Source organism: Nocardia nova NBRC 15556, from assembly GCF_001613005.1.
GTDB lineage: Bacteria > Actinomycetota > Actinomycetes > Mycobacteriales > Mycobacteriaceae > Nocardia > Nocardia nova.
This window is the reverse complement of sequence record NZ_BDBN01000048.1, coordinates 1-11,238: the sequence shown is the minus strand read 5'-3', so window position 1 is coordinate 11,238 and position 11,238 is coordinate 1. Positions and strand designations below refer to the sequence as shown.

The 11,238-nt window shown below is 69.6% G+C and carries 10 protein-coding genes and 1 pseudogene; 2 read left to right on the top strand and 9 right to left on the bottom strand.

The genetic code is table 11. The features are described from left to right. The coding region (locus tag NN2_RS19885) for a tRNA (adenine-N1)-methyltransferase (RefSeq protein WP_063015439.1) at positions 1-822 on the bottom strand (822 nt) is incomplete at its 3' end. Between the two features lie 83 nt (positions 823-905). On the opposite strand from NN2_RS19885, the gene NN2_RS19880 reads away from it, so the two are divergent. Then, positions 906-1,769 carry a RecB family exonuclease gene (locus tag NN2_RS19880; RefSeq protein WP_063015435.1) on the top strand — a complete coding sequence of 288 codons (864 nt, stop codon included), beginning with the start codon at positions 906-908 and terminating at the stop codon, positions 1,767-1,769. Positions 1,770-1,790: 21 nt separating this feature from the next. Here NN2_RS19880 and hisG read toward each other — a convergent pair whose 3' ends face one another. The 6 genes from hisG to NN2_RS19850 form a co-directional block, all read right to left on the bottom strand. After that, on the bottom strand, positions 1,791-2,642 hold the full coding sequence (gene hisG, locus NN2_RS19875) for an ATP phosphoribosyltransferase (RefSeq protein WP_063015434.1): 852 nt from the start codon (positions 2,640-2,642) through the stop codon (positions 1,791-1,793). Positions 2,643-2,734: 92 nt separating this feature from the next. Further along, positions 2,735-2,998: a phosphoribosyl-ATP diphosphatase gene (locus NN2_RS19870; RefSeq protein ID WP_030518144.1), complete on the bottom strand. Its 264-nt coding sequence runs from the start codon at positions 2,996-2,998 to the stop codon at positions 2,735-2,737. Between the two features lie 85 nt (positions 2,999-3,083). Then, positions 3,084-3,677, bottom strand: a complete 594-nt coding sequence (locus NN2_RS19865) for a GNAT family N-acetyltransferase (protein ID WP_245658782.1) — start codon at positions 3,675-3,677, stop codon at positions 3,084-3,086. A gap of 218 nt (positions 3,678-3,895) precedes the next feature. Beyond that, positions 3,896-5,710, bottom strand: coding sequence for a choline/carnitine O-acyltransferase (locus NN2_RS19860; protein WP_063015433.1), 1,815 nt, complete (start codon positions 5,708-5,710; stop codon positions 3,896-3,898). Continuing rightward, positions 5,707-6,516, bottom strand: a complete 810-nt coding sequence (locus tag NN2_RS19855) for a class I SAM-dependent methyltransferase (protein ID WP_197039966.1) — start codon at positions 6,514-6,516, stop codon at positions 5,707-5,709. Before NN2_RS19855 ends, NN2_RS19860 begins: the two co-directional genes overlap by 4 nt. A gap of 28 nt (positions 6,517-6,544) precedes the next feature. After that, positions 6,545-7,501 (bottom strand): HalD/BesD family halogenase, encoded by a 957-nt coding sequence (locus NN2_RS19850; RefSeq protein WP_227462890.1) that lies wholly within the window; start codon positions 7,499-7,501, stop codon positions 6,545-6,547. 170 nt (positions 7,502-7,671) lie between these two features. On the opposite strand from NN2_RS19850, the gene NN2_RS19845 reads away from it, so the two are divergent. After that, the gene (locus tag NN2_RS19845) at positions 7,672-10,221 is read left to right on the top strand and encodes an ATP-binding protein (protein WP_063015432.1); all 2,550 of its coding nucleotides are present in this window, start codon (positions 7,672-7,674) and stop codon (positions 10,219-10,221) included. Here NN2_RS19845 and NN2_RS19840 read toward each other — a convergent pair. Both NN2_RS19840 and NN2_RS37785 read right to left on the bottom strand, forming a co-directional pair. Then, complete coding sequence (locus NN2_RS19840) at positions 10,178-10,843, bottom strand: HAD family hydrolase (protein WP_281209162.1); 666 nt, start codon at positions 10,841-10,843, stop codon at positions 10,178-10,180. The genes NN2_RS19845 and NN2_RS19840 overlap by 44 nt on opposite strands. 25 nt (positions 10,844-10,868) lie before the next feature. Further along, positions 10,869-11,238: pseudogene (locus NN2_RS37785) on the bottom strand (serine/threonine protein kinase); the annotation flags it as partial.

Genomic DNA, 11,238 nt, shown 5'->3' with positions numbered 1-11,238 from the left:
GGGCCGCCGCTGCGGCTTGGGCGCCACCACACCGTCGGCGAGGCGCCGGGCGCTCACCAGGAAGGCCGTATGCCCCTGCATACGATGCTCGGGACGGACCGCCAGGCCGACCACATGCCACGGCCGCACCAGCGACTCCCAGGACCGCGGCTCGGTCCAGCACTGTTGCTGACGCAGCGCCTCCACGATTTCCGACAGCTGCGTGACGGTGGCGACGTAGACGATCAGGACCCCGCCGGGGATCAGCGCACGCGATACCGCGGGCAGCGCGTCCCACGGTTTGAGCATGTCCAACACCACCCGGTCGACCTGCTCGCCGTCGTAGTCGGCGACGTCGCCCAGGGTCAGCGTCCAGTTGTCCGGGCGTTCGCCGAAGAATCGCTCGACATTGCGGACGGCGTGCTCGGCATGGTCCTCGCGGATCTCATAGGAGCGCACACTGCCGCTCGGCCCGACCGCGCGCAGCAGCGAACAGGTCAGCGCGCCCGAGCCGGCGCCGGCCTCGAGCACCCGCGCACCGGGGAACACATCACCCTCGTGCACGATCTGAGCGGCGTCCTTGGGATAGATCACCGCCGCACCGCGCGGCATCGAGAGCACGTAGTCGACCAGCAGTGGCCGCAGCGCGAGATACGGTGTGCCGTTGGCGGATTGGACCACAGAGCCCTCGTCGGCGCCGATCAGCTCGTCGTGGCGGATCGGTCCCTTGTGGGTGTGGAACTCCTTGCCCGGCTCCAGGACGACGGTGTGTTGCCTGCCCTTGGCATCGGTCAGCTGCACCCGGTCCCCCGTGGTGAATGGGCCGGTCCGTCTGGCCGTCATGAATCTCCGTTCTCCTGCGCGTCATTTCCGGCGGCGGTATCGCGCCGCGGAATGTGTCGGTACCCGCCGATAGCCTGCCAGGTATGTCCGCACCACCGACGGCGACCCCGCCCGAATTACCGGCCGTTTCCCGCGGGCCGGCGTTGTCGCCCTCGCGGGCAATCGATTTCAAACAATGTCCGCTCAAATACCGATTACGCGCGATCGACCGCATTCCGGAAACACCCGGACGCGACGCCGTACGCGGAACGGTGGTGCACGCGGTGCTGGAATCGCTGTACGGGCTACCCAGTGGTGAACGCGTTCCGGAGCGGGCCGCGGCGTTGGTGAAACCGGCCTGGCAGCGTTTGCTGGCAGATCGCCCCGAGATCGAGGTGGTGCTCGAACAGGGCGGTCTCCCACCGTTTCTCGACGAGGTGAGCCGCCTGGTACGCGACTACTATCACCTCGAGAACCCCACCGGATTCGACCCGGAATCCTGTGAATCGCTGGTGGAGGTCCGGCTGGCGGACGGCTCGCCGCTGCGCGGATATGTCGACCGCATCGATATCGCGCCGGACGGCCGGTTGCGGGTCGTCGACTACAAGACCGGGCGCGTTCCCGCACCGGATGCCGAGCAGAAGGCGCTGTTCCAGCTGAAGTTCTATGCGCTGATCATGTACCGCACCCGGGGGGTGGCCCCGGCCCAGCTGCGGCTGCTGTATCTGCGCGACGGGCAGATCCTGACCTATGCGCCGGACGCGGACGAACTCGTCCGGTTCGAGCGCATCGTGTCGGCGCTGTGGGCGGCGATCACCACCGCCGGCCGCGAGGGAGATTTCCCGCCGCGGCCGGGGTGGGGCTGCAAATTCTGCGAGTACCGCCCGCTGTGCCCGGCCTACGGCGGTACCCCGCCGCCGTATCCGGGCTGGCCGGACGACGCTGCCGCGACGGTGCCGCATCCATGACCGCGGCGCCGTCGAGCGAGGTCAGAAGGCGCGGCAGGAACGAATATCGGTAGCCAGAATCGCCTTGGCGCCGAGGTCGGCGAGCTGATCCATCACGTCGTTGCCCTGATTACGCGGCACCAGCGCGCGCACGGCGACCCAGTCGGGATCGGTCAGCGGCGAGACGGTCGGCGACTCCAGACCAGGCGTGATCGCGGCGGCCCGGTCGAGCAGATCCTTGGGGCAGTCGTAATCGAGCATCAGGTACTGCTGGGCGAAGACCACACCCTGCACCCGCGCGATGAGCTGGTTGCGGGCCTTGTCGCTGTGATCGGAGCCGGCGGCCTCGATCAGCACGGCCTCCGAATCACACAGCGAATCGCCGAAGGCGACCAGATCGTGCTGACGCAGGGTGCGCCCGGAGCCGACCACGTCCGCGATGGCGTCGGCGACCCCGAGCTGGATGGAGATCTCCACCGCGCCGTCGAGGCGGATCACCTCGGCCTCGATCCCCCGGCGCTGCAGATCCCGCAGCACCAGATTCGGGTAGCTGGTGGCGATCCGCTTGTCGTAGAGGTCTTCGACCTTCCATTCCCGTCCGGCGGGGGCTGCGTAGCGGAAGGTGGAGCGGCCGAAACCCAGGCCGAGGCGTTCCTGCACCGGGGCGCCGGAATCCAGGGCCAGATCGCGGCCGGTGATGCCGAGGTCGAGGCGACCCGACCCGACGTAGATGGCGATGTCCTTCGGGCGGAGGAAGAAGAATTCGACCTGGTTGGCGTTGTCGATCACCGACAGGTCGCGCGAATCGCTGCGCTTGCGGTAACCGGCCTCGGTGAGAATTTCCACGGCCGATTCGGAAAGTGCGCCTTTGTTGGGGACTGCGACGCGAAGCATGGGATGTCCTTTCGGGACGGGTGGCGGACAAAGGTGTCAGGGAGCGGTCGAACCGTTTCGCCCGGTAGCCGTGGCGGCCCGGGTCTCACCCGTCACAGATGTCGGTACACGTCCTCGAGCCGCAGACCGCGGCCCACCATCAGCACCTGCACCCAGTACAGGAGCTGGGAGATCTCTTCGGCCAGCTGTTCGTCGGTCTCGTGTTCGGCGGCGATCCACACCTCACCGGCCTCTTCGATCACCTTCTTGCCCTGCGCATGGACCCCGGCGTCCAATGCCGCCACGGTTGCGGAACCTTCCGGACGGTTGGCCGCACGATCCTGCAGCTCGGCGAACAGGGTTTCGAAAGTCTTCACGGGACGCCATTCTTTCAGACGACCGCATATGTCCCGCAATCGGTTATCGGCGGGGGCGCCGCGGTTGCCGCCGGCGTGCGCGCGATCACCGTCCGGCACCCGGCGGCGGTGCTGCCGGCGCCTCGAGCGGGCGGTCGACGCGATAGATGTAATGCCATCCGTCGTCGATCGGGTTGTCCGGCGGCAGCTCCCCTTCCGCGACCCGGCGCAGACCGGCCTTCTCCAGCGCCCGCCAGGATGCCCGGTTCGCGGCGGCGACGGGAATGACGATGCAGTCGGCGCGCGGATAGTCGGCCCAGCTCGCCGCGACGACCGCGCGCAGCATCGCCGAACCCAGGCCGCGGCCGACCCGCCCCGGCTCGCCGATCAGGTAGTCCAGTGACACGGCCTCGCCGGGCACGTCGAGTATCGGCCGCACCTGCTCCACATACTCGGGCCAGTCCGCCCAGCGAATGCGCTGCACCAGCCCGACGGGTTCGCCGTCGGCACTGACGAGCAGATCTTCGGCGGCCACCTCCCCGCGCGCGGCCGGCCCGAAATCGCGCTCGACGGATGCGGCGTCGAAGTCGTGATGCCACCATCGCCGCACATGCGGTTGGGCCAGCCAATGCCCGAGCAGCGCGAAATCCGCCGGTGTCACCTGGCGCCAGGCGAACCGCGGCATCACCGAGTCGACCACGGGAACGAGGCTAGCAATCCGGGTGCATGCCCACCACGGATCGAGACCGCTCCGCACGGAGCCTGCGCTCCGGTGACGGCACCTGTGGACCGAAACCCGTTGTGACCGAGACAGTCTCGCGCGACAGCAATTTGCCGCGACCATCCCCCCGATACGACCGGCACCCGAGCCGCCTGTCTCCCGGTTCGGGTGTCGGTCGGCTCGGGCGCAGTCCCCGATCAGGCGGAGGCGAGCAATTCCTCCAGTTCCGACACCGCGGTCCGCAGTTCGTCGGCGAACCGATACATCTGCTCCGCAACCGATTTCGGCGTCGCGAGGTAGATGTTCCAGCGATCCGGCAGCAGGACGTAGGCGATGCCGATGCACTTCTGGCTGGTGCAGCCGAAACCGAAGTATTCGATATTCGCCGAAGGCGCCGAGCTCGTACTCAGATAGTCGTCGCGGGTGATGATCCAGCCCGGGCTGTCGAAGAAGGGCATCGGCTCCGTAGCGCCCAGTTCGGCGCCTCGCCGGCGCTGCACCCACTGCAGCTCCCAGAGATGCTGTTCCGGCGCCTCGCCGCGCTGGCATTGCTTGGCGCGCTCCACATGGGCGGTCGCGGCCGCGCGGGCGGCGGCCAGCTTCGTCGCCGCATCGGCCGACGAATCGTCCATGGCGGCAACGAATTCCAGGATCTGCGGGGTCACCACGCGCATGGCCTCGGTGCGGCCGTTGCGATACTGCCGGGTCGCGATCGATTCGTAGGTGGCCCCGATCATTCCCTTGCTGCGCTGATGGGCGAGCTGATAGCTCAGCTGCGCGAAGGCGTCCGGCGAGATGCCGAGCTCCTTGGCGCGGGCCGTGCCGAAATGGTCGAACGACACCGTGGTCGTCGCGTTATCTGCGACGAACTGCGCGAATGCGGCTGCGGCCGAGGAGATCTCACCGCGCAACCGATCGTCGAGCCGGAATTCGATCGGCTCCACCGAGGGCAGCCCCTGGGGCTGCGCCCCCGACTGCGCGGCATGCTCGGCGGCCGGAGCCTCGAGCAGCCGGTCGACGAACGACAGGATGGTGGTGCCGTCGAGTCCGCAGTGTTCGACGTTGATACCGGCGCTGCCGTCGACGAAGACGATCAGCGAGACCGCCTTGTCGAACCACCGGCTACCGCTGTCGCCGTGCAGCAGCTGGTCACTGGCCGCGAGTTGATCGGCGGGGGTCACATCGTCGAGGCAGACGCAGAACAGTGCGGTTTCGATCGCCTCCAGCGCCGCCGCGTTCACCGGATCTTCCAGCAGACGGCCCCGCACGCCGGCCCATTCGGCCCGCGCCATGGTGGTGAGATGTCCGGCCGAGGAGTCGACGGGCAGCTGATCGGGCGCCGCCTTGAGCACGGCCCGCAGACCGTCGGCGAGGTCCTCCGGGGCATGCGGCGCCCCGCCGGTGCCGATGACCTCCATCCGGAACATGGCGCCGTGGTGGAAGACCACGATGTGGCGCGCCTGCGACGGGCCCGGCCATTCATCGCTGTAGGGCACGCGCACGCTGTCCTGCGGATCGCCGGGAATCCTGGTCTCGGAGAACAGGAATTTGTTCTGCGCCATCGAAAAGTGCGCTCCGCGTTGCACGACCGGCGGGATCTCCTCCCGATCGAGCAGCAGTTTGTAGTTCACCGCGGCGGTGATCAGCGCGGCGGCGCGATCGGCCTGCTGGTCCGAGGTGGACTGCGCCAGTGGCGTGTCGTTGCGGAACAGGAAGAAGAAGTTGGCGTTGACCGCGATCCGGTCGCGACGGCCCAGATAGCGCGAGGGCCAGAACTCGTCGAGCCAGCTGCCGACACCGGGGGTGCGGTCGAACCGCTCCAGATCGGCGTGCAGGATCCGGGCCGGACCGTCGGCGCGCAGCAGATCGGCCACGGCGCGCTCGGTATCGGCGTATTCGTCCTCCGACAGCAGCGGCCGCGACCACTGCAGGAAACGCGCGCAGCTGTCGTCGAGCGTGGGCAGCGGCACGCGCGGCAGCTGATCGTCGAAGGCGAAGGTACGGTCGGTCACGGGCGGTCCTCGGGGGTCGGTGTGGATATGTAGAGTTCGGCGTGCAGCCAGCCGTCGGATTCGTAGCCGGTCGGATCTATTCCGTTGGCGGTCAGCGTATTCAGTACCTGTTGCTGTTCGGCGGCGGAGGCGAAACGGCGCTGCCGGAAGGTGCCGGGACGGCGCTCGGTCCGGTACCCCAGGGCGGCGAGTTCGCGCGCGATCGGTTCGAAGGCATACATCCGCAGCACGAAGTGTGCCATCCACGGTAGCCGGGTGCCGTGCGCGCGAGCCACCCGTGTGAGGGTGCGGCCGGTGACGTAACCGACGCAGCCCGTGGAGATCACCAGATCGGCCGAGCCGATGATCTTGCGCTGTGCCTCGGTGGGATCGCCCGCCTCCAGATCGGCGTGGACGGTCTCGTGCAGCAGTCCGGTGGCCGCCGCGTAGTCCAACGCCGGCGCGGAGGCGTCCATACCGATGAAGCGGATCTGGGGCAGCCGGTCGTCGGCGACCAGGCGGGCGCGGTCGCGGGCGATACAGGTGGCGGTATCGGCGTCACCGTAGTGCTCGGCCAGATCGGCCACGGTGGTCCCGAAGCGCAGCAGCGCCGCGTTCACCCCGTAGGAGCACCCCAGGTCCAGGACGGTCGGCACGGTGCCGGTGCGCGCCTCGTAGTCGGCGAACAGTTCCAGGAAGGCAGGTTTGGCCAATTCCGGTATGCAGTAGTCCAATTCGGCCATCCGGCGGCAGTAGGCGCTCGGATCGGGGCGGTCGTAGATGTCGTCGAACGAAGCTTTTCCGGTGCTGTGCATCGAAACCGTCACGGGCGATCCTCCTGAGTCGAACGGGTGATCAGTCGAGAAGTCGGTCACCGCGTACGGCATTGCCCGCCGCGGCCAGATGGTCCGGAAGAACCCGCCCGAACAGCTGCCGGGTGCGTTCGACCGCCCCCACGATGCCCGGGCGGTCGCTGTAGGCGAAGATCGCGCTGTGGCGCTGGGTGGTGCCCTCCACCGGAGAGACCCGGTGCAGGGAGAAACGGCCCTGGAACAGTTGCAGATCGCCGGGGCGCAGCGTGAGCCGCCGGATGAAGGAGTCGCCCGATCCGGTGAGCACGGCCCGCACATCGGCCAGATTCTCCGCTTCCGGCGTCCGGATGCGCGGGCAGTATTCGAAGACACCGCCCGCATCCGGTTCCTGCGTCAGCATCGAGACCGTGAATTCGTTGGTGTCGAAATGCCACGGATGCGACATGCCGGGCGCAACCACGTTGAGACACAATCCCGCCAGCGGATCGGTGTATTCATGCAGCTGTGGCAACCCGAAGCATTCGGAGACCAATCGCTGGAACGCCGCGCTCGTGTAGAGCACCTGGATCACCGCGGTGGGCGGGATGAGATCCCGCGCGACGAAGGCGTTTCCACGCTCGAGCACGATCGTGGCCGGATGGTCGGGAGGCAGGTCGCTGTCGAGCGGAATGTTGTACGCGTTGACCTTCTCGACCGTGTAATAGGCGTGCGGAGCGAGCTCGGCGCCCTCGTCGCGCAGCGTGGCCAGCAAATCGGGGCGCACGAATCCGGGCAGGACGGTGCAGCCGTCGGCGGCGAGGTCGTCGCGCGCTCGGCGCACCACCTCGTCCCACCGGGCGCTGCCGGGTGCGTCGAGCGGATAGCGCTCGGTATCGACGACGGCAGCGAGGGCCGGACGGGCCGCCGCCGCGTCGACCCGTTCCGAACTACCTTCTGCCCCAGCTGTTTCGCCGTCCCGGCTCGGTGCACCCACGTTGCCACAACCCCCTGTCGCCGCCATGAAGATCATTGTGACCTGCCGGGCGCCATTACACAGCAGATTCCCGGATATCATTGGGAAACCTCACAAACCCTCGAGTAACCATGTGCGCCAGCGATATTCGCCACCACAACGTCGCGCGGCGCGCCGCTGCCGGTCCGGCCGCCGCGCGCGGACGGTAGGGTCGCGAGATGGCGCCACTGCGGGTGGGCACCGTGCCGACCACCTCCGACGAATTCATCGGCCGCGAACCGGAACTGGAACGGCTGGCGACCCTGCTCTCCGGGCCCGCGCGGCTGATCACGGTGATCGGCGCGGGTGGTCTGGGCAAGACGCGCCTGGTCACCGAGGCCGTGCACCGGTTGCCGCGGACCGGCGAGGGGCGCGTGCACTGGGTGCGCCTGGCCCGGCTGGCGGCGGGCACCGACGCGGCCGGAGTCGCCGACGAGGTGGTCCGCGCGGTCGCCGACCACGACTTCTCCGGGCGGGCACCGTGGCCGGCGCTGATCGAAACCCTCGATGCCGGCGCCACGCCCCCGGTGCTGGTCATGGACAATTGCGAGCACGTCACCGAGGGCGCCGGTCAGGTGATCGCCGAACTGATCGAGACGGTGCCGGGCCTGAGGGTCCTGGCCACCAGCCGCCGCCCCATCGGCTGGATCGACGAACAGCTCCTACCGCTTCCACCGTTGACCCAGCGCCAAGCCGAGGAGTTGTTCCACCGGCGCGCGGCGCTGACCGGTACCGTGCTGAGCCCGGACACCGCCGAGACGGTGGCATCCATCTGCCGGCATCTGCACCACTACCCGCTGCACATCCGCCTCGCCGCGGCGCGGTTGCGGCGGCGGCCACCGGCCATGATTCTGCGCGATCTCGACGGCCGCGCCGGCGACACCCGTCTGCACTGGCCGCCCGCCACTGTGATCGGCGCGGATGCCCGGCATCGCGGTATCACCGACGTGATCGCGTGGTCGTTCGAACTGTGCGATGCGCGGGAACGGCTGCTGTTCGAGCGGATGTCGGTTTTCGCGCCCGGATACGACGTCAATCCGGCCGACGCCGAGGACGATCCGAGTCTCGAGGTGGGAGCCGACCTCGACGCGATCGTGGCCGTGTGCGCCGGACCCGACGCCGCGGCGGAGCCGGCCGCCGCCGACATCGAGGAGCTGCTGGAACGGCTGGCCGACCAATCGCTGGTCACCGTGCATGTGAGCGCCCGCGAGGTGCGCTATTCGCTGCTGGAGAGTCTGCGGCTGTTCGCCCGGGAGCGCCTGGCCGAACGGGATCCGCGCGAGCCGCGGCGGCTCGCGGACCGGCACCGCCGCTACTACCGCGACCGCATCACGAGCACCGACGACGGCGACGGCCGATTGCCACAGTGGGCGCGGGCGTCGTGGGACAACCTGCTGGTCGCCATCGATCGCAGCCTGGACTCGCCCGACGACGCGGTGGCCGGGCTGGAGATCGCGTTGGGAATGATCGCGTTGCACGTCCCCTTCTTCCGGGGTTCGTTGCGCGAATCACGGCGCCGCGCCGAGAAGACGCTGGCCGCCGCCACCTCGGCGCCCGAGCCGCTGCGGATCCGGGCGATGGCGACGATCGCCTGGATCTGCCTGTGCCAGGGCCTGCCCGAGGAGGCCGAGGCGTTACTCGATCGCTGTGTGACGGCCGCGGTGTCCGACCCTGCGGCACGGGCCCGAGTGGCCGCCGATCCCACCGCCGACATTGCGCTCCCGGCGCCGGTGGCCTTCACCCTCGGCTGCCGGCTGATGCTCGTCGACCAGGATGTGCGCGCGCTGGTGCTGCTGGCGCGCGCCCGCGAAAAATTCACCGCCGCAGCGGATTACGGGCATGTGGCGATCAGCGCGCTGTTCGAGGCACTCGCCGCCGCCTTCCTCGGCACCTCCGAGCAGGCCCTCGCCGTGACCGCCCGCCACCTCGAGGCGGTGTCGGATTCGGGCGCGGACTGGGCGAAGTCGTGGGCCGAGATCGCGCGGATCATCGCCGACACCCTGCACGGCGACGCGCGGCGGGCCGCCGCGGCCGGGCCCGCCACCCTGGCGCGCCAGGTCGCGACACGCGACACCTGGGGTGTGGTGTGGTCCGTCCACGCGCGGGCATGGGCACTGGCGCGGCTGACTCTCGCCGCGCCGCCGGCGGCCGCACCGCACACGACGGCCGTGGAGATCGCGCGGCTGCTCGGCGCCGCCGCGGCGCTGCGCCGCCGGCTCGGCGTCGACATCGCGCAGCTGCGGCCCTTCGTGGCGGAGACCGACCACGCGGCGGACGGAATCCGGCGGCTCGTGGGTGCGCACACCTTCGACGCGGCCTATCGCGAGGGAACCGAGGTATGCACGACACTGCGGCAGATCAGCCGGCTCGCCTGTGACATCGCCGTGCCGGACGAGTTCGCGGTCGCACCGCACGCACCGGAATGGGATCTGCTGACCCCGGCCGAGCAGGAGGTCGCCGCGCTCGCGGCGGCCGGGTACACCAACAGCGCCATTGCGGACCGGCGGGGTAGTTCGGCGCGCACGGTGGACGCCCAGATAGCCGCCGTCCTGCGGAAGCTGGCCGTCGCGTCGCGCGCCGAAATCGCACCGCTGGTGCCACCCGAGCGCCGCGGCGGCGCCGACCACGCACCGAGGCCGCGCCGACTCCGCGCCGTGCCCGCACCGGCGAACTCGGTGGCGCGGGTCAGCGGACGCCGGCGTGAACCAGGGCAAGCTCGTCGACGGTGAGGCCTACCAGGGATTCGCGGAATTCGAGTCCGGGACGCGCCGGGACCGCGATCTCACACGGCACCACCAGCACCCGGCATCCGGCGGCCACTGCGGCGGCCGAGCCGGTCGGCGAATCCTCCACGGCCACACACTCTTCCGGGGCGACACCGAGCAACCGCGCGGCGCGCAGATAGGGATCGGGCGCGGGTTTGCCGCTGTCGACCTCGTCGCCGCAGACCGAGACGTCGAACATGTGACGGCCCAGCGTTTCCAAGCACAGCTCGGTGATCGACCGCTTGGTGTTGGTCACCAGTGCGGCCGGCAGGCCCGCCGTCCGCAGCGTAGCCAGTGCGTCCTGGGCACCGGGCCGCCACGGGATGGGCCCGGCCATCAGTTCGGTGACCCGGCGCTCCAGCCACTGGCCCGCCGCCAGCATCGCCGCCGGGTCGAGCTCCAGGCCCAGGCCGTCGAAGAGGATCCGCAGCGCGTTGCGGGCGTCGGCGCCGATCAGCGCGTGCCGGATGGCGTCGGTCATCCGGCCGCCGAGCTCCTCGGCGAGTTCGCGCACGCCGATATCCCAGAGCTTCTCCGAATCCAGCAGGGTGCCGTCCATATCCCACAGCACGGCGGCCACAGTCACCCGGAGCTCTCCTTCCGATTCCGCATCAGGTTCCCGACGCGGTGATGAGCATCCGGCCGGTGGCCGTATCCACCGTGAACCAGCGGCTCTCGGAGGTGACGGTCCCGTTCTTCAGCGTATAGGTGAGCGTCGCGACCGCCCGCCCGGGACCGCTCTGGGTCACCCCGCCGACCCGCACCGACGACACCGTCGACCAGAAATTCGAGTACTGCGCGTAGCCGCCGGTCTGGGACTGGTACGACGGTGCCAGCTCGGCCCACGCGCCGCTGGTGTTACCGGGCAGCATGCCGTAGTAGCCGGAGATGAAGCTCGCGATATCGGCCGGCTGGGCGGGGCCGTAGGGCGCGCTGGTTCCGGGCGGGGCCGGCCGGGTGGCGCTCGCGCCGGGCGCCGGG